General features: G+C 50.3%; 20 protein-coding genes. 11 read left to right on the top strand and 9 right to left on the bottom strand.

The window, feature by feature from the left end:
* Positions 1 to 203 precede the first annotated feature (203 nt).
* The 4 genes from ACN0YR_RS13495 (at position 204) to ACN0YR_RS13480 (ending at position 5,659) form a co-directional block, all read left to right on the top strand.
* Positions 204 to 1,940, top strand: coding sequence for an HAD hydrolase family protein (locus tag ACN0YR_RS13495; protein WP_417849759.1), 1,737 nt, complete (start codon positions 204 to 206; stop codon positions 1,938 to 1,940).
* A 640-nt stretch (positions 1,941 to 2,580) separates the two neighbouring features.
* The gene (gene dps / locus ACN0YR_RS13490; RefSeq protein ID WP_145203219.1) at positions 2,581 to 3,081 is read left to right on the top strand and encodes a DNA starvation/stationary phase protection protein Dps; all 501 of its coding nucleotides are present in this window, start codon (positions 2,581 to 2,583) and stop codon (positions 3,079 to 3,081) included.
* A 217-nt stretch (positions 3,082 to 3,298) separates the two neighbouring features.
* Positions 3,299 to 4,246 carry a heme-binding protein gene (locus ACN0YR_RS13485; RefSeq protein WP_417849758.1) on the top strand — a complete coding sequence of 316 codons (948 nt, stop codon included), beginning with the start codon at positions 3,299 to 3,301 and terminating at the stop codon, positions 4,244 to 4,246.
* Positions 4,247 to 4,387: 141 nt separating this feature from the next.
* Positions 4,388 to 5,659 (top strand): RNA polymerase sigma factor, encoded by a 1,272-nt coding sequence (locus tag ACN0YR_RS13480; RefSeq protein ID WP_417849757.1) that lies wholly within the window; start codon positions 4,388 to 4,390, stop codon positions 5,657 to 5,659.
* Between the two features lie 107 nt (positions 5,660 to 5,766).
* Here the strand turns inward: ACN0YR_RS13480 and ACN0YR_RS13475 are convergent, their stop codons facing one another.
* Complete coding sequence (locus ACN0YR_RS13475) at positions 5,767 to 6,120, bottom strand: VOC family protein (protein WP_417849756.1); 354 nt, start codon at positions 6,118 to 6,120, stop codon at positions 5,767 to 5,769.
* A gap of 123 nt (positions 6,121 to 6,243) precedes the next feature.
* Between ACN0YR_RS13475 and ACN0YR_RS13470 the strand changes: the two genes are divergently transcribed.
* The 4 genes from ACN0YR_RS13470 (at position 6,244) to ACN0YR_RS13455 (ending at position 8,746) form a co-directional block, all read left to right on the top strand.
* Positions 6,244 to 6,648: a YciI family protein gene (locus ACN0YR_RS13470; protein ID WP_417849755.1), complete on the top strand. Its 405-nt coding sequence runs from the start codon at positions 6,244 to 6,246 to the stop codon at positions 6,646 to 6,648.
* Positions 6,649 to 6,902: 254 nt separating this feature from the next.
* Positions 6,903 to 7,712 carry a YciI family protein gene (locus ACN0YR_RS13465; protein ID WP_417849754.1) on the top strand — a complete coding sequence of 270 codons (810 nt, stop codon included), beginning with the start codon at positions 6,903 to 6,905 and terminating at the stop codon, positions 7,710 to 7,712.
* A gap of 195 nt (positions 7,713 to 7,907) precedes the next feature.
* Positions 7,908 to 8,396, top strand: coding sequence for a VOC family protein (locus tag ACN0YR_RS13460; RefSeq protein WP_417849752.1), 489 nt, complete (start codon positions 7,908 to 7,910; stop codon positions 8,394 to 8,396).
* Positions 8,393 to 8,746 carry a YciI family protein gene (locus tag ACN0YR_RS13455; protein WP_417849751.1) on the top strand — a complete coding sequence of 118 codons (354 nt, stop codon included), beginning with the start codon at positions 8,393 to 8,395 and terminating at the stop codon, positions 8,744 to 8,746. Before ACN0YR_RS13460 ends, ACN0YR_RS13455 begins: the two co-directional genes overlap by 4 nt.
* Before the next feature lie 148 nt (positions 8,747 to 8,894).
* Here ACN0YR_RS13455 and ACN0YR_RS13450 read toward each other — a convergent pair whose 3' ends face one another.
* From ACN0YR_RS13450 to ACN0YR_RS13435, 4 genes are all read right to left on the bottom strand, one after another.
* Positions 8,895 to 10,544: a cation:proton antiporter gene (locus ACN0YR_RS13450; protein WP_417849750.1), complete on the bottom strand. Its 1,650-nt coding sequence runs from the start codon at positions 10,542 to 10,544 to the stop codon at positions 8,895 to 8,897.
* Positions 10,545 to 10,671: 127 nt separating this feature from the next.
* A complete protein-coding gene (gene hxpB / locus ACN0YR_RS13445) occupies positions 10,672 to 11,325 on the bottom strand; it encodes a hexitol phosphatase HxpB (protein WP_417849749.1) in 654 nt (217 codons plus the stop codon).
* A gap of 459 nt (positions 11,326 to 11,784) precedes the next feature.
* Positions 11,785 to 12,363: an antibiotic biosynthesis monooxygenase gene (locus ACN0YR_RS13440; protein WP_417849748.1), complete on the bottom strand. Its 579-nt coding sequence runs from the start codon at positions 12,361 to 12,363 to the stop codon at positions 11,785 to 11,787.
* Positions 12,363 to 13,073, bottom strand: a complete 711-nt coding sequence (locus ACN0YR_RS13435) for a ZIP family metal transporter (protein ID WP_417849747.1) — start codon at positions 13,071 to 13,073, stop codon at positions 12,363 to 12,365. The genes ACN0YR_RS13440 and ACN0YR_RS13435 overlap by 1 nt, the downstream gene beginning before the upstream one ends.
* Before the next feature lie 315 nt (positions 13,074 to 13,388).
* Here ACN0YR_RS13435 and ACN0YR_RS13430 point away from each other — a divergent pair, with 315 nt between their 5' ends.
* Positions 13,389 to 13,727 carry a zinc ribbon domain-containing protein YjdM gene (locus tag ACN0YR_RS13430; RefSeq protein WP_417849746.1) on the top strand — a complete coding sequence of 113 codons (339 nt, stop codon included), beginning with the start codon at positions 13,389 to 13,391 and terminating at the stop codon, positions 13,725 to 13,727.
* A gap of 69 nt (positions 13,728 to 13,796) precedes the next feature.
* Here ACN0YR_RS13430 and ACN0YR_RS13425 read toward each other — a convergent pair whose 3' ends face one another.
* The gene (locus tag ACN0YR_RS13425; RefSeq protein ID WP_417849745.1) at positions 13,797 to 14,519 is read right to left on the bottom strand and encodes a phosphatase PAP2 family protein; all 723 of its coding nucleotides are present in this window, start codon (positions 14,517 to 14,519) and stop codon (positions 13,797 to 13,799) included.
* A gap of 448 nt (positions 14,520 to 14,967) precedes the next feature.
* Between ACN0YR_RS13425 and ACN0YR_RS13420 the strand changes: the two genes are divergently transcribed.
* A complete protein-coding gene (locus tag ACN0YR_RS13420) occupies positions 14,968 to 15,852 on the top strand; it encodes a PDZ domain-containing protein (RefSeq protein ID WP_417849744.1) in 885 nt (294 codons plus the stop codon).
* Positions 15,853 to 16,093: 241 nt separating this feature from the next.
* Here ACN0YR_RS13420 and ACN0YR_RS13415 read toward each other — a convergent pair whose 3' ends face one another.
* The 3 genes from ACN0YR_RS13415 to ACN0YR_RS13405 all read right to left on the bottom strand — a co-directional run bounded on the left by ACN0YR_RS13415 (position 16,094) and on the right by ACN0YR_RS13405 (position 19,782).
* Positions 16,094 to 16,885 carry a hypothetical protein gene (locus tag ACN0YR_RS13415; RefSeq protein ID WP_417849743.1) on the bottom strand — a complete coding sequence of 264 codons (792 nt, stop codon included), beginning with the start codon at positions 16,883 to 16,885 and terminating at the stop codon, positions 16,094 to 16,096.
* Positions 16,886 to 18,424 (bottom strand): YifB family Mg chelatase-like AAA ATPase, encoded by a 1,539-nt coding sequence (locus ACN0YR_RS13410; RefSeq protein WP_417849834.1) that lies wholly within the window; start codon positions 18,422 to 18,424, stop codon positions 16,886 to 16,888. It lies immediately after the preceding gene.
* 335 nt (positions 18,425 to 18,759) lie between these two features.
* A complete protein-coding gene (locus tag ACN0YR_RS13405) occupies positions 18,760 to 19,782 on the bottom strand; it encodes a glutamine synthetase beta-grasp domain-containing protein (protein ID WP_417849742.1) in 1,023 nt (340 codons plus the stop codon).
* Between the two features lie 597 nt (positions 19,783 to 20,379).
* Between ACN0YR_RS13405 and ACN0YR_RS13400 the strand changes: the two genes are divergently transcribed.
* On the top strand, positions 20,380 to 21,600 hold the full coding sequence (locus ACN0YR_RS13400; RefSeq protein WP_417849741.1) for an FG-GAP repeat domain-containing protein: 1,221 nt from the start codon (positions 20,380 to 20,382) through the stop codon (positions 21,598 to 21,600).
* Positions 21,601 to 21,663 lie beyond the last annotated feature (63 nt).

Below are 21,663 nucleotides of genomic sequence, written 5' to 3'. Positions count from 1 at the left end.
GCAGTTTGCTCTACCGTTTGCCCGTGAAGAACGCATTTCTCCAGTAAAAATGCTGTTCACCACGAGGCAGAACCTGCAAACCAATTCGAAAGATGCTCTAGGCTTCGCATTCTGCCTGGTGGCAGGCAGGTCATGAATAGTGAATGTGATCTTTGCGGGCACAGCAAGCATTGAAAATGCTTTAATCGTCTAAGGAGCCTGTAGTGAGACTTCGAGTGATTGCGACCGACTATGACGGAACAGTTGCTAAAGACGGTGTGTTGAGCCCGGCTGTCCGAACTGCAATTGCGAAGGCTCGGAAACGAGGTCTGCTCGTTGTGATCGTCACTGGACGGATTCTGTCTGAGTTGCGAAGCGTTGCAGGCTGTCTTGATTTTGTCGATGGAGTCGTTGCCGAGAACGGTGCAGTCGTCGCACTCCCAAGTGGACACATCACGCTGCTTGGTGCTCCTCCTCCAATGTGTCTAATTGAAAAATTGACGAAGCGAGGAATCGACTTCAAAGTGGGGCGTTGCGTCGTAGAGATGGAGGCTGAATTTGCGAATGTTGCGATTTCGCTCATTCGTGAACTGGAACTTCCATTGGCGATTACTTTCAATCGAGGGCGGATGATGCTTTTGCCTGCGTCGATCAGTAAGTCGAGCGGGTTGCGTCATCTTCTGGACACTTTGGGAGTCTCACTTCACAACGCTGTCGGGATTGGGGATGCAGAAAACGATCACGAATTACTGGCAGTTTGTGAACATGGAGTTGCGGTCTCATGGGGATCGTCTCGGCTTAAGGAAGCTGCCGACTTCGTAATTGTTGGCAATGGCCCGGATGCCGTCGCGGATTATCTCGAACAGATCTCTGTAGACATTCGAATTCCGGCTGATTCGTCCAGTCATCGCAAAGTGGTGCTGGAAGAAATTGAGGGTCAGCCTCCGTTTGAGATCGAGGTTCGAAGCCGCAACATCCTGGTCGCTGGCGACTCTAGCAGTGGCAAGTCGTGGCTTGCTGGAATGCTGGTCGAACAACAGATACTTCAGGGTTACACAGTTCACGTCTTTGACCCTGAAGGTGATTACAGCAGCCTGGCATTGCTGCCGAATACGGTTGTTCTTGGTGGTGGCCGTATGCTGCCACACGGGGACGATTTGAAAATGTTACTGCAACAGGGGATCAGCGTGGTTTTGAATTTGTCCCATCTGGATCATGGGGCAAAGTGTGAGTACATCGAGCATCATCTTCCACTGGTTGCCCAACACCGGCGGGAACGCGGGTTCCCCCATCGAATCATGCTCGATGAGTGTCACTACTTTCTCGGTGGTGCGCTCGGGCGGCGTTTGTTGGACTTTCAGCTTGATGGTTACATGTTGGTGACATACCGACCATCGCAATTACCGATTGAGGTGCTCAAAGAAATTGATGTGATCGCAGTGACGCGTCTTGCAGAACAGGATGAAGTCGATGTCCTGCGTGATCTTCTGGATCAAAAGAGTGATCACTATGTCGACTCGCACGACTGGTACGAGGAACTCGCCAGTCTGAATATCAGCGAAGCTGCGTTACTCCCTCCGACAGAGGAGACAAACGGACAACTGCGTCGCTTCATTGTGGCTCCTCGGCTGACCGCTCATGTGCGTCATCGTACAAAGTACTACGAAATTCCTGTCTCAAAGGAAGAGGAATTCGTCTTTACAAACCAGGGAGAGCCTGTGGGACATTCAGCGGCAACTTTGCAAGAACTGGCTGTCGCTGCCAAGCATGTCCCATCGGATGTTCTACTTGGTCATTGTTGCCACCATGATTTTTCACGTTGGATCGCCACCGTGTTTGGTGATCACAGTCTTGCCAACGACATTCGGCAACTCGAATCAGAATTGAAAGCAGATGGGTTAGTAGAACGATTCATGAACCGTTTTAGTGAGACGGTTGAGAAGCGGTACGAGAGTCGTTGAAAGTAGCGAAATGGATGATGCCATCAATTGCATGATGCAGCAAACGTTGATGTGAAAAATATTGATGCTGCCAACTCGTGTTGATGCTTGCGGTTCTAGAGCATCTTTCGAATTGGTTTGCAGGATCTGCCTCGTGGCGAACAGCATTTTTGCTAGAGAGATGTGTTCTTCACGGGCACACGGTAGAGCAAACAGCTCTAGCATTGTGCGAAACCGAAGGACGCTCAATAAACTTTGACCTGAAGGAGTATTCAGATGGAAAAGGGAAAATTGAAGGAAGCTGCCTTGATGGAATTGGAACGCTGGGAAAACGAAGGGGGCCGTTGCTTCGACTCAGATGACTTGGAAGATGAACAACTCGAAGAGACTCGCGTTTCTCGAGTTCGTAGAGAGGGCGTTCGACGAGAGCCTCTGAATTCTCGAAGGAGATCTCGATTATTAATCGGGGAATTTTCGTAGTGCGTATTCGTGCTTTCCGTCCCGGTGAAGAAATGGTGCTGACATAAAAAAGTCAGAGCCTGACGCGGCAAAACAGAAACCCCTTTTGAGAATTCGCGGATAGAAGCGGATTTGACGGCACGGAAATTGCGATCGTTAGTAGGAGAGACATTTCAAACCATTTACTGAAGGAGACTTATTGATGAGTACCGTAACCAGCTTGAATTACCAAACACATAATGACATCTCGGAAGAGACCCGCGAGTCGATGATCGAACTGCTGAATCAGCATCTGGCTGACACTTTCGATCTTTACACCCAAGTCAAGCAGTCTCACTGGAACGTGAAGGGCATGAACTTCATGCAGCTGCACTTGCTCTTCGATGACCTCGCTGAAAACTTTATCCGTTATGCCGATATGATCGCCGAGCGAGCAACAGCATTAGGCGGGCGTGCAGAAGGAACCGCGAGGATGGCAGCGAATAATTCACGAATTGAGGAGTTGCCAATTGAGTTGACTGACGGCAAAGACTTCTTAATCGCAATGGCAAACCGCTTCGGTGAGTATGCCGCTCTGTCACGAATAGCGATTGATAAATCAGAGAACCTAAACGACGCCGTCACCTGTGACCTGTTCACCGAGATCACTCGCGAAGTTGATAAGAGCCTCTACTTCCTCGAATCACACTTGCAATCCATGTGAGAGATTCACATGTGAGAATTCGATAAGAAAGCTGCCCAGCCTGTCCGAGACGCCTCGATAGAGTAAATTCAGGATGATTCTTGATGCTCTGCCTGGTCTCCTCCAAGACAGGCTGGAAGCATATCGCACAACCGATGACCGGAGTGGATGTCACGACTGAATCTGATAAATTGGTAATCACAAACGACTGAAAATTACCTCATAAAAGGAACTTCAAGTGTTGGTGTCAAAGACAAGCGGCGCACTTTCGATGATGGCGATGACATGCCTGATCGGAATCTCAAGCCTCTCTGCGCAGGATGCTCCGGTGTCCAACAGTTTTCAAGTTGAGTCTCAAGTGGAGACTCAACAACTCGTGCGAACGAACCGGGTGCAATTGACATTGATGGGCGCTGAAAAGGCCATCGTTGCAGGTCGGAAAAAAGCTGAGGAGATGGGAATCCTCGTGAATATTGCTGTCGTTGATGAGGGGGGACACCTGTTGGCGTTTGCCCGCATGGATGGTGCTCGACCAGCCAGCGTTTATACCTCGATCACTAAGGCGACATCGGCTGCGACAAAACGAGGACCAACCGGTCCGTTACCTAACGCGGATGCCATCAACACTCATTTGAGTCTGGCGGTTGAAAGAGCGGCGAGGGCCAGCGGCGGGAAGTTTACGACGCTCAAAGGAGGCGTACCGATTCTTTATGGTGATCAAGTGATCGGTGCGATCGGAGTCGGCGGAGCGACTGGTGAACAGGATGCGGAAGTCGCATCGGCGGGTGTCTCGACACTCACGTCCGCATTCAAGAACTCCAGTGATGAATCGCGTTCGAGCAATTCCAGGTCGCTCTACCAAAAATGGCTTGTCGAAGATCTCAATGGGGCTGGCGTCATCGACAATGCTCAGACAACAATTCAGGTCAACCAGAATGGATCGATAACCGGAAGTACGGGAGTGAATCGCTACATGGGTAAGGCAAAAATTGATGGTCAAAAGTTGAAAATTGAACCGGGGCCAGCCACAACCCGTGCCGCAGGGCCACCAGCCTTAATGGATCAAGAGGCCAGATTCCTCGCACTGTTGCCCAAAGTGAAGCAGTACCGAATTGATGAAAATGGCCTCCTGAGATTGCTTGACAGTCAAGGGAAACAGCTCTTGCGGGCGTCACCAATGGATTAGAGAATTCAGTGCGAATTGTGCCTGTGAAGGTGACTTGCATGACTCCATAGGCTGCTCGCAACGAGGCAGGTATAAAAACTAACAATAGAGTTGCTCTGAGTCATTTCAGAAATGGTGAGCAGCCTGTGAAGTCAGAGGACGATGGAAGAAGACTCTCAGGAGAATTTTGAGGAACTGATCAGCGAGGTCTATCGTGCAGAGTCACGTCAGGCATTCGCGACACTTGTTCGATTGCTAGGCGACTTTGATCTTGCCGAAGAGATGTTGCACGAAGCGTTTGCGGTTGCAATGTCTCAATGGCCACGTGATGGAGTTCCTCAAAATCGGCGGGCGTGGCTGATTTCGACCGCGAGATTTAAAGCGATTGATGCGATTCGAAGACGCCAGCGATTCGCGGGACAACTCCCCGAGATCATGGCACGCCTGCAAGAAATTGGCGATGAGAACGAAGCGAACGCAGTCAGCGAAATTCAAGACGACAGGTTGCGATTGATCTTCACGTGTTGTCATCCAGCTATCGATCGGAGTGTGCAAATCCCCCTGACTTTGCGGGAAGTTTGTGGTCTGACAACTGAAGAAATCGCCAGCGCTTTTCTCGTTACGCCGCCGACAATGGCACAGCGGATCGTCCGTGGAAAAGCCAAGATTCGCGATGCCAGGATACCCTATGTCGTCCCTTCACTGACTGAACTTCCCGAACGTCTTGATGCAGTTTTATCGGTCGTCTATCTCATTTTCAACGAAGCCTACTCAGCTTCAGCTGGCGATAATCTCACCCGAGCGGACCTCTCCGAAGAAGCGATTCGTCTGGCCCGGTTGATTCTCGAATTGCTTCCCGATGCAGAAGTGATGGGCTTGTTGGCGTTGATGTTGTTGCATGAATCGCGTCGACCAGCACGTACGACGGCAGAAGGCGATATCGTACTACTCGAAGATCAGAACCGTAGCCTATGGAATCGTGAATTGATCGATGAAGGGCTGCAGCTTGTAGAGCAAGCCATGGCGACAGGTCGGATAGGCGCCTACACAATTCAGGCAGCAATCTCAGGAGTTCACGCCAGTTCTAAAACATCTGAATCGACGGACTGGGCACAAGTTGTCTCTCTCTACGACGTGCTGTTCAGGGCGGCTCCAACTCCAATTGTCGAGTTGAATCGAGCGGTTGCCATGGCCATGCGAGACGGTCCCGAAGTTGGCGTCCAGCTGATTGATACAATTCTGGCTCGTGGCGATTTAACAGACTACCATCTCGCCCACTCTGCTCGCGGCGAATTGCTACGCCGCTCTGGGAGAATCGCCGACGCAAGAACTGCATTCGAAAACGCACTGACGTTGACAAAGCAGGAGCCTGAAAAAAAGTTTCTGAATAGAAAGCTCAACGAACTTTCCTCTGCAACGACCAGTTCTCAATAGCAGTTCCAAAGTGTTTTACCTGTGAAAACTGTTACTACGACTCCATAGGCTGCTTGCCACGAGGTCGAATGTGAATCTCGGTGTTGGGTTCGTTCCAGCGATTTCGATCACTCAATGTGAACCAAAATATTGATCAGCTTTCCCAACGGGTCACGAACATAGAACCGTCGGACTCCCCAGGGTTCACTCACCGGCCCATATTCTGGTTGGAGTCCGGCCTCTTCTACACGTTTAAGTGCCTCGTCAAGGTCGTCGACTTCGATCGACAAATCAGGGACGGGAGTCCCTGAGCCTCCTTCGCTGGCGAAGTTGATTTGCACCCGCATTGTCTCTTGCGAACCGAATGTCGTGATCCATCCCTGGTCCATGAGAATTTCAAGGCCGAGAACATCTGCGTAGAAACTCCTCGCAGCGTCTAGCAGATCTGTTTCGATATTGGCAACGATTCGTTTGACTTTCATTGACGGAGAATATGTCAATCTGAGAAAAAGTTCGAGAGCCTGTCGATTTAGTCTTATCCCAATCGACAATTAGATAAGAAGCAGCATAGGCTGCGGAAATGAAATTTCAGAAAGGGTAACGACATGAAATTTATTTGTCTGGGATATATTGAGGAGGCGAAGTGGGACAATCTGTCCGACGAGGAACGACAACGGCTCATGAAGGACTGCTTTGACTATGATGATGAACTGCGTCGTGGTGGTCACTTTCTTGGTGGTGAGGCTCTTGATTCAGCTCGCCATGCTGTCACGTTGCGTGTGAAAGATGGTTCGGTCGATGTGACTGACGGTCCGTATGCCGAAACCAGAGAAATTCTCGGTGGGATACTGCTGCTCGAAGCTCGCGATCTCAACCATGCAGTGAGCCTGATGTCGAATCACCCTGGTGTGAAGATGGGACCGTTCGAAATTCGGCCCGCTGCTGAGGAAATTAACAGTCAAATCGCTGATCGGGACAAAGCATTCGCAAACGAGAAACATTCTCAGTAATCACTTCTGTGGAATGCGATTCGAAAGCAGCTGCAGCGAATCCATGTCAAATTTATTCTTCACAAGAAGATTTTCTCTGCTTGAACACACAGTGACTCCGCAGTTTGGTGGCGTATTGAGTCATCGATTTTTCTTGGCACTGGACAATATATGAATATTCAAAAATAAGTGGTGAAGCCTGTCGATTTGTGGACGAAGCCATCGACAACATTGTGTGAACGGAAAAGTAATTTGACTCGAAAAGGAAAAACAGCATGAACGTCATCGTATTTGTGAAAGCGACCAAAGAGTCTGAGGCGGGGGAAATGCCCAGCCAGGAATTGCTTGAAGCGATGGGGAAGTACAACGAAGAACTCATCAATGCTGGGGTTATGAAAGCAGGTGAAGGTCTTAAGCCAACTTCCGCAGCGAAGCGAATCACATTTCGCGGGAGCGATCGAATTGTGACCGACGGCCCATTCGCTGAGACTAAGGAGCTAGTCGCCGGTTACTGGTTGTGGGAAGTCGATTCGATGGAGCAGGCCATCGAGTGGGTCAAAAAGTGTCCCAACCCAATGAAAGATGAATCCGATATTGAGATTCGCCCGATCTACGAGATGGAGGATTTCGCAGAAAGTGACCCGGACGGAACCGTGATGGCTCACGAAGAATGTTTGCGAAAAAAACTTGCCGATCGTGAGAACCAAACAGCAATGAACCCGGTGGGCTGGTTCGAAATTTACGTGCAGGATATGGATCGTGCCGCGAACTTTTATGAGTCGGTCCTCGACATCAAACTCGAACATCTTCCATCCCCTTTAGAGGAGATCGAATTGATGGCGTTTCCCATGTCGATGCAGTCTTCAGGGGCAGCAGGTGCGTTGACGAAGATGGACGGAGTCGCTTCCGGCGGGAACAGCACGCTGGTCTATTTTACCTGTCAGGACTGCGCGATTGAAGGATCAAGAGTCGAAGCGTCTGGCGGTCGCATTCAGCGCCCCAAGACGTCGCTCGGGCCGTATGGATTTATGGTTTTGGCGGTCGATACGGAAGGAAACATGTTCGGTCTTCATTCGCAGAAGTAACAAAGCCATTTTGAACCTGTCCGGAAAGATGTGGTTTGTCAATTTTTCGGTGTTTGAGAAAGTAAAATCAACGTTGGATTTTACGCTCACCCTTCTGGCGAGCAGTCTATGAAGCCACGAGCTTGGCCATCACTGGCAGGACAAGCATTGAAAATACTCTAGGATTTCCAGTTTGAATAAGGAGGAAGCACGATAATGGGACAGCAAAAAATTGAGACCTGTCTGTGGTTTGAAAGGGACGCTGAGGAGGCGGCAGAGTTTTACGTTTCAGTCTTCGACGATTCTCGAATTCACAACAAGATGCTCAGCCGTGACGACTGGCCTGGTGGTCAGGCAGGTGATGTGATCCTTGTTGAGTTCGAGCTGTTGGGCCAGCGCTATCAGGCTCTCAATGGTGGTCCAAGCGACCCGTTCAACGACAGGATGTCGCTCTCGGTCAGGTGTAAGGATCAGGCGGCAGTCGATCATTACTGGGAGGCGCTGACCGCCGATGGTGGTGAGCCTGTCATGTGCGGGTGGCTCAAAGACAAATATGGTGTGCGATGGCAGATTGTCCCCGAAGCGTTTCTTGAAATGATGCAAGATCAAGACGTCGAAAAATCTCGCCGCGCCATGCAGGCGATGATGCAGATGATTAAGCTCGATGTCGAAAAACTGAAGCAAGCCTACGAAGGAAAACAATGAAATACATACTCCTGATTTACGGAGCCGAAGACTGTTGGACGGACGATGAACGCAATGAGTGCATGATCGAGTCGATGGGCATTTGCGAAAAGCTCAAAGAGGAAGGAAAGCTGATTGATTCCTCTCCGCTATTTCCCGTGGCAGCCGCGACAAGTGTTCGCGTTCGAGATGGTCAACGTTTCATCACTGACGGGCCATTTGCAGAAACAACGGAGCAGCTTGGCGGTTATTATCTGCTCGACGTCGATGACTTAGACGCAGCCATCGCAATCGCTGCCCGCATCCCCCCAGCAAAGAAAGGGACGGTTGAAATCCGTCCGCTGTTCCCGCTACCGGAAATCAAGGATTGATGACAGGCAGCATTGTGTCGATCAACTCAATACGAGTGGCTTCGTTGAGCGATTTTGTTGTCTTTATGACTTTGAAGTCCAGTGGATTCGTGCAAGGTTATCGAACTGAATCCGTTTCCATGACTGCTTCCGTCAGTATGGATTCGGATCAGGCTTCTGATGAATTCGTTGAGCCCAGCCAACTGACCAGATGATTAGCAAGGCTTTCACCAACCTGCTCTTCGTCACCGGCGACAGCGTGTGCTCCGGCTGTTACGAAACTCCCGGTATGGATTTCGTAGCGAGAGCGGACAATTACGTGGGTGTTCGGGGCGTTCTTTCGGACGTGTTCAAGAATCGTGATTGCAGATCTGTGATGCGGGACAGTGATCACGACCGCTTTGCATTCATGTAGACGGGCATGTTCTAGCACTTCACTTTGAGTGGCATCTCCAATTTCTCCATGAAATCCAAGTTGCTTCGCCTTACGGATGCCGTTTCGGTTGAGTTCGATGACCACGACTCGCAAGCCTTTGTCAATCAGCGGGCGAGCTGCAATTTGACCCGCCGGCCCAAATCCGATTATGGCGACCTCAGGAGGTTCTTGCAGCTCAGCTTCACTCTCGGAAGCAAGCTGTTGAGACTGAACCAGCCCCGCAACCCAGTTTCCAATCTGTGGAGCTGCAGGGACCAGGAACGCACTCAAGAAAAACGAAACGATGGCGATGGAGACGACCAGAGCGTATGTCGCTTCGGTCACCACTCCACTGGATCTCCCGATTGACCCGAGAACAAACGCAAATTCACCAATTTGTGCAAGGCACAGGCCAGTCGCCACTGCGACCCGAGTCGATTGACCGAATGCGAGGAAAGTCGCCCAAATGACGAGTAGCTTTCCGATTGTCAGTGCGATGACAACTGAGCCAACAATGTACCAGTTTGTCAGAATCCAGATCGGATCAGCCACCATGCCTGCCGCGCCGAAGAACAGTGTCAACAGCACAACCTGAAGGGGGGAAATGTCTGCACGAATTTGTGTCGCAAAGGCTGAGCTTCCGAGTAACATTCCCGCAACAAAGGCTCCCAAAGCTGGTGAGATTCCGATTGAGTGCGATGCCCAGGCAGCCCCTAATCCTGTGACAACAGCGAAGAGGACCGTCAGTTCACGATTCCGGTGAAGAGTCAGTGTTCCGAGTGCAAGGACAGCAACTTTGGTAAGCAGGTAAAGCCCAATGACTAACCCGCTCGCCATGACTAACAGTCTCCCCACGTTGGAGGCGATTTCGCCGACACTCCCTTCGCCGCCCAGAACAGTCATCATCAAAGCCAGAGGGACCACGGCCATGTCTTGTGTGAGCAGGACGCCAAGGCTGTTGCGACCGTGCGGCATTTCCATTTCGCCGCGTTCCATCAAAATCCTCAATACGACCGCAGTGCTGCTCAGAGATACCATCGCTCCGAATGCGAGTGCTGGCTTTACGGAGAGCCCGATGAGACTTGCTCCTGCGAATGCGAGAAGGATCGTCAACACCACTTGAGCTGCCCCCCCCAGAAGAGGCTTTGCACCAAGTTTTTTCAGTCGCTCAATAGAAAATTCAAGACCAAGACTAAACAGTAAAAGAGCAACGCCCAGCTCCGCGATCGCCTCAATCGGTTGCTCGGAACCAATCAACTGAATACTGCCAGGGCCACCGAGAAACATCCCAGCGAGCAAGTAACCCATAATCGGGCTCTGGCGAAATCGCGAAAAGAGACCGCCGACCAGTAAGCACGCGCCCAGCAAAACAACGATGTCACGGAGAATGGGCCAAAGATCCAATATTTCTTCCCGTTAGAGTATTTTCAATACTTTTAGTACCCGTGAAGTTCGCGTTCACGACTTCATATCTGGTTGCCACATGGCAGAACGCGACTATGAGTTCATTCATTGCTCATTGGGAAAATGCTTACAAAGATTGCACCATGTCGGGGGTGAGGTCATTGAGCGATGCAAGTTGGAAATCAGCGATGGCAAAATGTTTCTCTTTGGCGAACGAAGGTTCAGGGACAACGATTGTTTTCATTTGTGCAGATTTTGCTGAGAGCAATCCGACAAACGAATCTTCGAGTGCTAAGCAGTGTTGTGGCTCGATATTTAATTCGTCGCAGGCATTCAGGTAGACTTCCGGATGTGGCTTTCCGTACCGCAAATCTGCACCGGATGATTTCACTGAAAAGATGCCATCCAGTTTCAGAACATCAATGGTCGCATCGATGAGACTCATCGGGGAAGAGGATGCGATTGCCAATTGCACCCCTTCTTGCCGACAGACTTCGATGGCATGGTTCAACCCCGGCATGGCTGGCTTGTGTTTACGGATGGAATCCAGCACGTAATCGAGCATCTGATCACACGCCTGCTGATAGCGGTCCTCGGTCCATGGCGACTCAGCAAAGTAGATTTTGACAATCTGGTCGATACGCATCCCTGTCGTATCAACCATGTCTTGCTCCGCAATGGGAGTCCCAAGCTGTGAAAAGAATTCAACCTGAGCCTCGTGCCAGTATGGCTGCGAGTCGATCATCAAGCCATCCATGTCAAATACAACCGCTTTAATCATTTTCTCTCACTTGATGCGTTAAAAGCCCTCTCGGAGAACCTTCTATTGAGGAATATTCTCAGTGTTTGAAAGAGCAATTTCAGGTATTTGGATCAGTTTTCGTTTGACTGTGCAACATCTTCGCGAATCGCCGCTGTGACACAGCCCACGCAAATGATCTGTGGTATCTCGGCTTGAGGATTGTGCTTTTGCGTGTTGAGTGACTTAAGTCTTTTGTGTCGAACGTCTTAGGAGATTGTATTGTGTTCTCGCGGTCCTGGATCGGCAGTTGTCTTGAAGTCTCCCTCCGACGCTATAACTTGCTGGCTTCACAAATGTCGTTGGATGTTAATCCAGCTTGAATGAACCACAAGTCGCAATGTGGCGTGGTTCAGCTCAAAGACACGAAGAAAATTGCTGTAATTGTCATGTTTGCTGTCATTGTAAGCTGTTGTTCATGATTCGTGAGAGCTGAGAAACTTAGGCTTTCGGGTACAACCAGCCTTGGAAAAGCTTCGTCAGAAGCGGCAGGACGATCCATGTCATCATTGCGACACTGGTGGCTGCCAATAGTGCACTTGCTAAAAGTTGTGGAATCCCGTCCGTCAAGGGTCTCAGGATAGAGATCATTGGCAGGACAGCCAGGTAGACTGCAATCCAAACCACGACAAACATTTTATACTTCGGAGGTGCTTTGGCCGTCGCATCTGAGCTCTCGGGAGGAATGAACCATGTCTCAAATCCGGTCAGATGCTGGACTTCTGCGGGCTGTTGCTCGAACGGTTCGAGCTGTGCAATTTTTGCTTCACGTTCATCGGATTCGTACCAGCGACGCATGTTTTCATGGGTGTCGAACTTGGTGATCACGCGATAGTAATGCTGATCTGGAGATTCAGGTTGCAGAACCATCGAGCCTTGATGACCGGGGAAGGTCGATGAAGTTCGAATCAGATCTCCGAGTGCTTGTTCCCATTGATGTTCCTGCCCCGGAACCGGAAAGGCAGTCGCGAAGATCGCGGCTTGGGAGACTTGATTGTTTTGGTCTTTGAAGTTCATCATTAACTTTCGAGTAACTTCCCGATCAATCCGAGTAAGAAACCGAGCAGAGCACCAAGGGACGGAAAACGACTGTTCTTCAGCGTGACCTGTGGGGCGACGTCCTCAAAAACAAGGTAGAGGATGCCAGCAGCTGCAAACACTTGCATCCATCCGAGGATTCTTGTCTGTTCGGCGATGATCTGATATCCGAACACGCCCAAGAGCGGACCGAGCATCGCAGCGATGGTAAACCAAAACAAGATTCTCTTCCTCGGAATCCCGCTGCTATTGAGTTCTCGATAAGAGTTGAATCCCTCAGGGACATTTTGCAACGCAATGATCAACGCTAATAAAACGGCACCTGTTTTCCCGCTCGCAATAACAGCTCCGAGTGCGATGACTTCGGGAATGAAGTCGGACAACATTGCAGCGAGTTGCGATGCGGAGGATTGACTGCGGTCGAGTAACACTTGCAGCCCCCAAAAACACAGTCCTCCCAATGCAAAGGCCACAATCACTTCCCATGTGGCGATCATTGAGGTTCCATCAGGGATCAGCACCAGTGCGACTGCAGAGATCAATGCCCCTCCACCGAACGCCATGACGGTGTGCCGAAATTCTTCCTCCAACCATTGCGGTCGGATATGTTCGATTGAGGCAATAAAACCACCGACTGGAATGGCGGCTCCAGCGATGGCTGTTAATAAAATGAGTTGAGTGATTGGATCCATTCAAGGAGTTTAATAAGAACTGGTCCGAAAATCTTTCATCATGGCGATTTCTGGATTGGAACAAGTGGTTCACTCATGCTGAAATGATATCCCGGTGGAATTCGATGAGTGGGGCAAAAAGTCTGCTCAAGCCTTCGAGACACGTCTTGATTCATCCAAGTTCGGAGGGTGCAGGTCAGTTGTTGACTCAACTGTAGACTCAGCTGTCGGCGAATTTCGCAAGGATGCCTTAGCGGGCGCAGATTGCTATATTGATCTGGCAGAGAGCAGAGCGAATCTGCATCGAAGAAGTTACGACGACTGGAGATGAGTGAAATGACCACTTTGCCCCCTTGCCCCGAATGCCAATCGGTTTATACCTACGAAGATCGCAATCTTCTTGTATGTCCCGAATGCGCCCATGAATGGACTCGTGATGAAATGGAGGCATCGGAGGAGGCTCGTGTGTGGAAAGATGCGAACGGGAATGAGTTGAATAACGGCGATGCGGTGTTGGTGATCAAAGACCTCAAGGTTAGAGGGGCGTCATCTGTGCTGAAGGCGGGCACGAAGGTTAAAAACATACGGTTGATCGAAGGGGACCACGACATCGATTGCAAGATCGATGGATTCGGGTCGATGCAGTTGAAGTCTGAATTCGTCAAGAAAGCCTGACGACTGACTGACTGACGTGAGCCGAGTCCCCTTGCAACACTGTTGTCGGTCTTCACAGTCTCGGAATTCTTAAGGCGATGAAGATTCTGGTTGAACGTTAAGATGGAAGCGACGTTGCAGGAGTTCAAAAATTAACCACGAGGCAGCCGCCCACGATACGCCAAAAGCCCAACCTGCTAATACATCGGTCGGCCAGTGCACTCCAAGATAAACGCGACTCACTCCAACGATAAGCAGCAGAAAGACCGGCACAGCCAGCAGAAACACCTTTGCTCTCCGTCTGCGTTCAGCGCGGGCCATGACTGCTCCCAGTGTTAAATAAGCGATCGATGACATCGCAGAGTGACCGCTCGGGAAACTTTTTGTGTAGATGCGAGTTTTGTGAGGCACGAGATCTGGACGAGGCCGATTGAAGCCGAGTTTTAATGCAGAGCTCATTGCCGTTCCACTCAGGACGGCGATCACTACGAAGACTGCAATCCACGGCTGTTTGGTGAAGTACAGGTATCCCGCCGTCGTCGCGGTGAATATCATGAGCGCAACGACGCTGCCGAGTGCGGTGATATCGCGGGCCATCTCTTCAAACCAAGTCGGTCCAATCGGATCACTTCGATTCTCCGCATCTCTCAAACTCAACAAGATCCGTTTGTCGAGTTCATGGCTTTCACCTTCGACGACCTCTTCGGCGATCGATACAAAAACCCATGCACCGAACACAATTACAAGTACCAGTGAGAAGGTGAGCAATTCATCACGCATGATCCACTGATAAGTTCGAACAATAAAATCCATCAGACTCTTTCAGATCAAAATCAATTTAGGTTGAATGTGAAAAGCAAATCCCATTCCAGCTGGCAGGTTGTCATTCAAATCTTGGCAGTGTTGATGAACTCCCTCTGAAGAAATTTCCAGATTGGCGCGGTTTCTGCATTATCGAAATGAAGAAGGACCTGCAGAGAAGAAGACGAAGCGGAGAGAAATGTCATGACCGCAGTCCGTGTCGATGAGCATTCCACAAGTTTTCGGACCGGTTCTGGAGCAATTTGCTCTACCGTGTGCCCGTCAAGAACGCGTTTGATCAATAAAATAGCTGTTCGCCACGAGGAAGAACCTGTACACCAATTCGAAAGATGCTCTAGCAACGATTGAGGCCAAATTTCTCTTCTCCAAGGAAGCCGTCCACTGCTGAATCACCAACGTGGAATCTTCAAAGACATCGTTAACATGACAGGAAAGAACAATGAAAACCTACTCATTTCACACTCTCTTTGTTTTAACAATAACAGCTGCTCTCTCAACTCGAGCGATGAGTGAGGTTCAGGTTGTCTCTCCAGTTGTTGAACCTGGTGTCGATGACGCTGTTCCAGTTCAGGATGAAAGGGCTGTGATCGATCAGACTGATCTGCAAACGCGCAACAGAATCATCATTACCGGGCCGGATGGAAAGAAGTACTCTTTTGATTCAGAAGATGGGATTCGAGCTCCTGTCATTGTTCGAGATCTGGTGAAGCCGTATCGGGTTTCAGAATCCGTGCTTGAGCCGAACGATCTGTATTTCATTGGCGTAACGGTCAAGAAAATTCCAGATGGGTACCATGAGCTGTTGGGAGTACGTGATCAAGAGGGGCTCCTCGTAACGGCAGTGATCGACGACGGTCCAGCAGCAATCGGAGGACTTCAAAAGTTTGACCTTTTAATGCAGATCAACGATCAACCGATTCTCTCCTTAGCACATCTGCAAAGCGAAGTCCGGAAGAGTGAAGGTGAAGCAGTCACGTTGACGATCCGCAGAAAGCAGGAGATCCTTGATGTTCAAGTCGCTCCAATTCTCTGGGAGGATCTGGACGATAAAGCCCGCCTCGTTCTGAATTCACGTCGCCACCGAATTCCGGAGAGCCTCAGCCCGCTCTTTGCAGATCACAATCATTTCTACGATGACTCGCATCTGCTCGTCGATGATGCTTCGTTGCAGGTCACGGAGCTTCGAGATGAGTTGAATCAACTTCGTGGAGAAATCGAAGCTCGCCAGGAACTCATCCTTAAAAAAATCGAACAGCTTCAAGCAGAAGGTCTCAGAAACCAAAATCGAGCGGTCGATCCAATCCCAGCTCCAGTAATTGAATAACTCTGTCGTGAAAGCCAATTTGCGTCGGGAAGAGTTCGTTCGGTGAAATGAATTCTTCGCTGAGAGCGTAGGCTTCACCTTTGCATGAACTTGCGTGAAATGTGAGCCAGAACCTGTAAGTGATTTACAAAACGACTCTTTAGAGCATCTTTCGAATTGGTTTGCAGGTTCTGCCTCGTGGCGAACAGCATTTGTACTAGAGAAACGCGATTTTCACGGGCACACGGTAGAGCAGACTGCTCTAGTAGACTGACAGGGATGACCCATCAGGCCATTGGTAACTCGGCTGGGAGTGAGTGTTCGGGATCCACCAGACTTTTCTGGACGAGGCTTTTCTCGTCCAGGTATGGAAGGATTCCGCGAGACCCGGGGCGGCAATTTGCAGCGACTCCGGTCCCCTCCATGTTTTTACGATTTCTTGCCAGGCAAAGTTTCGCTGCGTGCGTTTGATGTGAATCGGATCGAATCCGAACCAGCTGATATTGGGGGCAACAATCGAACAGCCCAGACCTTCGGCAATTCCCAAAACGCCTTGGTCGACTTCGGTAATGTATTCTCGCATCAGCGGCCAGCGAACAGTTGGTCCCGGGAAGAAAATATTCTTCACCACGTAATAGTGCCAGTCACTGATTTGATACAAACGATCTAGTGGCGGGCGAACGAAGACGGTCTTCGCTCCGAGTTGCGACAGCCGATTCAGGCAGATTCCAACCGCATCGATAATTGGCTGGGGCTTTGCCCCATAAAACAGATCGCACCCTAAATCTGTGACGAGAGCATAAGTCTCTTTTGCAGCTGGGCGTTTTTCGAGATCGCTCCACAAATCACAATGAGTGATCGAAGGTAAGCCGCGATAGAAGACGTAGCTCCACTTCAGATAAGATCGCCCATGTCCGTGAGCGGAGATTACTTCGACTGTTCCAGGAAGAGATGTTCGCAATGAATGGACCAATCGCGGCAGCCCTAATGTGAGGTTACTGGCGCCGAGTAGAATGACTCTGTAATCTGGTCCACATTCCGTGTTTTGTATCATCTATTGCGTCCAGGAACTCCGGTCCAGTGTGCGGTAATTGATCGCCTCGGTGAGGTGCGAAACGTCGATGAATTCCGCTTGATCGAGGTCAGCGATCGTGCGACTGACGCGAAGAATTTTATCGTGTGCGCGTGCGGAAAGTCCCATTTCTTCCATAGCAGCTTTGAGCAACGACTCCGCTTCTTTGCTGAGCTTGCAATACTTTCGAATTTGTTGGGGAGCCATCGTACCGTTGACCAGCGTGCCATCTTTCCCGAATCGCTCTCGCTGTGCTTCTCTGGCGACAATGACTTGTTCTCGCATGGCTTCGCTGCGAGTCCCTTCAGTTTGTGCGGAGAGTTCTCGAAACGGGACCGGAGGAACCTCGATGTGTATGTCGATCCGGTCGAGCAGTGGCCCGCTGATCTTCGACAGATACCTTTCGATCTGCATTGGCGAGCAGTGACATTGCCGTTTGGGATCTCCACGATACCCACAGGGACAGGGATTCATTGCAGAGACCAGCATCAAGCTGGCTGGGAAGGTCACAGATCCAACAGCTCGGGAAATTGTGACGCGGCTTTCTTCGAGTGGTTGCCGCATCACTTCGAGCGTGTTCCGATTGAATTCTGGCAACTCGTCTAAAAACAGGATGCCGTGATGCGCCAGGCTAATCTCACCCGGAGTCGGGATACTTCCGCCACCGACCAGTCCCGCTTGTGAAATCGTGTGGTGAGGGGATCGGAAAGGGCGTTGCAGAAGCAAAGATTCACCTTCTTCCAGTCGACCAACAGCACTGTAGATGCGAGTTGTCTCTAACGATTCCTCAGCTGAAAGAGGAGGCAGGATGGTTCCTAATCTTTGTGCAAGCAATGTCTTCCCCGTTCCTGGGGAACCAATCATCAGCAGGTGATGCCGACCGGCAGCTGCGACGGTGACAGCTCGCTTCGCCATCTCCTGCCCTTTGACATCAGAATAGTCAAAGGGATATGTACCACGTTCTTCGACGGCATCGTCCCAACTGAACGGGACCGGATCGATGGGGAGTACTCCAGTGTAAAAGCCAACTGCTTCCGCCAGTGAGCCGACTGGAATAACGTCGATGCCATCGACGACCGCTGCTTCGCGGGAGTTTTCAACCGGAACGATCAGACCCTTCTTTCCGTTGGCACGTGCTTGAAGCGCCATTGAAAGCGCACCGCGAACCTTGCGAACAACTCCATCAAGTGCCAGTTCCCCGACGGCGCTGTAGTCGGAGAACTGAGACGTTTCTAATTGACCGCTGGCTGCGAGGACTCCCAGAGCAATCGGGAGGTCAAATGATGACGCCTCTTTAGGAAAGTCAGCCGGCGAAAGGTTGATGACAATCCGGTCGACCGGGCGAGTGTATCCGCTGTTGACTAATGCCCGTTCGATACGATGGGTGCTCTCTTTAACGGCTGCCTCAGCTAAGCCAACGAGAATCGTTTTCGGCATTGATGCCGGTGAAATATCAACCTCGACTTCGACCGGTCTCGCATCGATCCCGAAGATTGAGTACGTCAATAATTTCGCCAGCATGAAGAAACAACTTTTGTCTGCCGACCATGCCATACGGTCGAGTCTCGTAAAATAGTGGACACACCATCAGGTATTCTGTCAGCCAGCCTCGCAGGCTGCAAGTGTCGTTCGACCAAAGAGAGAGGCCTCATTTTTTTTGTGTTGGAAACAACGAAAGTACGGGAGAAACTGCGGGAGAAGAACGCTTTGGGAAAAGAAAAACGCCCGACATGACTGCCGGGCGTTTAACGATTTCAATTCAAGATCGAATCTTCGCACTCGCAAGATCTCAACAAGCAGTTGCGATCAAACGAATCACAACGCTGTTGTTCAGGTCTTCGAGTCGTTGAAGATTCCTACAATTTTGCACAGGCTTTTTTGACTGTGTCGATGATCACTGCTGCAACTTTGTAAGGATCGGCGTTTGAAGCAGGGCGACGATCTTCGAGCCAGCCCTTCCAGCCAGATTCAACAGTCGCGATTGGAATACGGATCGAAGCACTTCGGTCTGAAACACCGTAACTGAACTGGTCGATACGCTGGGTTTCGTGGAAGCCGGTTAAACGTTGGTCGTTGTCGGCTCCGTACACAGCGATGTGCTCCTGAACTGTTGGCTCGAAAGCTTGACAGATTTTGTCGTAAATCGCTTTGTCGCCTGCTTCACGAAGGAGCGTGTTGGAGAAGTTCGCGTGCATACCCGAACCGTTCCAGTCTCCTTTCATTGGCTTACAGTGCCAGTTGATTTTGTAGCCATACTTTTCGCCACAACGTTCGAGGAGGTAGCGAGCAACCCAAATCTGGTCGCCAGCTTCTGCTGCCCCTTTCGCGAAAATTTGGAACTCCCATTGTCCCATCATCACTTCGCCGTTGATTCCCTCAACGTTGAGACCTGCATCAAGGCACTCATCGAGGTGTTCTTCGACAAGGTCGCGACCGATGGCATTCGTGGAGCCAACTGAGCAGTAATAAGGCCCCTGTGGTCCAGGGTATCCTTCTGCCGGGAAACCGATGGGACGGTTAATACTGATGTCCCAAATTGTGTATTCCTGCTCAAAGCCAAACCAGAAGTCTTCATCGTTGTCGACAATTGTGGCTCGACCATTCGATTCGTGAGGAGTTCCATCGGGGTTGAGGACTTCCGTCATGACCAACCAGCCGTTCTTACGAGCGGCATCTGGGTAGAGTGCCACTGGTCTGATGAGACAGTCTGAAGATCCCCCTTCTGCCTGTTGAGTAGACGAACCATCAAAGCTCCAGATCGGACAATCTTCAAGCTTTCCGCTGAAATTTGAAACGATTTTCGTCTTACTTCGTAGGCTTTGTGTGGGTTTGTAACCATCAAGCCAGATGTACTCCAATTTTGCTTTTGAGCTGCTCATCAATAAATCCTTAGTAAGTGATTGTCACCTGACGTCAACCAGGAACCTGCGAGGTGGTCTCGCAAACATAGTTGAATTCCGACTTTCGAGCGCGGACGTCAGAACTGCAACGCCCGAGAAATCTGGTGAATCGCTTGTTTTGTCTTCACAAAAACAATCGAATCATTTGCTTCATGCTGATGTTTGGGGCAGCTGGTTGCTGATCCGAGAGGCAGTTTTGCTTAATTTGTATGCAAGTAAGGCTCTCATGTAGCACTCGTCCCTGCAAGAAATGCTTGAAATGCTACATCCAACTCATTCGGTGGGAGCAAAAGCAACTCACATGCCAAAGTGAGATTCCTGTGTGCCGTGACCAGAACGGATCTTACTGATTCGTTTTCTCGATTTCCAGTTCATTCGCATGGCAACTTCTGATGGGTGTCAAAGCGAAATTCTGCTTCAGGCTTTCATGGAGCATGGTCGCGCAATTCTGCAAGGAAATGGGGCTCCCCTTGTTGGTATTTCACTCAGGTTTGACTCGGATTGGTTGATTCGAGTCAAACAATTCGTCATACATGAGATCTGTTATATTCTCTTTGATCGAAATGAAGGACTCCAATGTCGCGTCTTCTCTTGTTTCTCGCTGTTCTCATCTCTTTCCCGTTAGCAGCTCAGGCTGAGCATCCTGTTAAGTTTCAAGTCAAATGGCTGGCGGTCGATGCTAACGAAGGTTGCGACGTCGCTGACTTCGATGGGGACGGCAAACTTGATGTCTGTGCGGGACGGTTTTGGTTCCGGAATGGGGACTGGGTTGCTCGACCTGTGCGAGCGTTTGATGATGTCAATGGATACGTCCACTCGAACGGGGATTTCGCTTACGACGTTAATCAGGATGGGCATGTCGACATCGTCGCCGGAGGATTCTTCCAAACGACAGTTCACTGGTATGAAAATCCTGGTCCAGAAGCGCTACATAATGGATTTATGTGGAAGGAGCATCTTCTCGTTGATACAGGTCTCAGCCAGAACGAAGCGAGCTTCATGCACGATTTCAATGGGGACGGCGTCCCTGAGTGGATCTCGAACTCCTGGAACAAAAAGAACCCGTTGATCATCTGGTCATTTGATTCCAAAACAGAAGAAATTGCTGTGAAGCAAGGCAATAAGGTCAACACGAAAACTGTCACAGTGCCAGTGCTCAAGCGTAATTTGATTCACGAAGGAGGAGAGGCACAAGGTCAAGGACATGGGTTCGGTTTTGGCGATATCAACAACGATGGTCGAGAAGACATTCTGACAGGCACTGGCTGGCATGAACGCCCTGAAGGTGATCCTCTTACTGAGCCCTGGGTCTATCATGCTGACTGGGATGCTCATTGGAGCGATCCCGTCCTCGTTCGAGACATGAACAAGGACGGCAAGAACGACATTGTCTGGGGGAACCCGCACGATTTTGGTTTGTTCATCTGGTACGCAGATGGAAAAGATGCCGATGGTAAATTGAAATTCCGCGAAGAAGTGGTCGACAAAGACTTTTCACAGTTGCATTGCATCCTTTTTGCTGATCTCGATGGAGATGGCGTGGAAGAACTGATCACCGGGAAACGAGTCCGAGCCCACAATGGAAATGACCCAGGAGGGAAGCAAGACCCTGTCGTTTGCTACTACACGATTGATGAAGCTGGGAAGTTTACCAAGCACATCATCGAAAGCGGGAGCGTTGGAATTGGCCTGCAAATTCGGACGGCAGATATCGATGGCGATGGTGATCTTGATATTGTGCTGGCGGGGAAAGATGGAACGCAAATCCTGTTCAACCAGTTGAAGTCATCCAATTGAGCAGCGAATTGGAACTCCCAGTTTGCGATTGCTTCCAGACGAATCGCGTCCCACACTTGCAAC

This window comes from Thalassoglobus sp. (assembly GCF_048270125.1).
GTDB lineage: Bacteria > Planctomycetota > Planctomycetia > Planctomycetales > Planctomycetaceae > Thalassoglobus.
The sequence above is the reverse complement of the archived record's forward strand: the minus strand, read 5'-3'. Positions and strand labels throughout refer to the sequence as shown.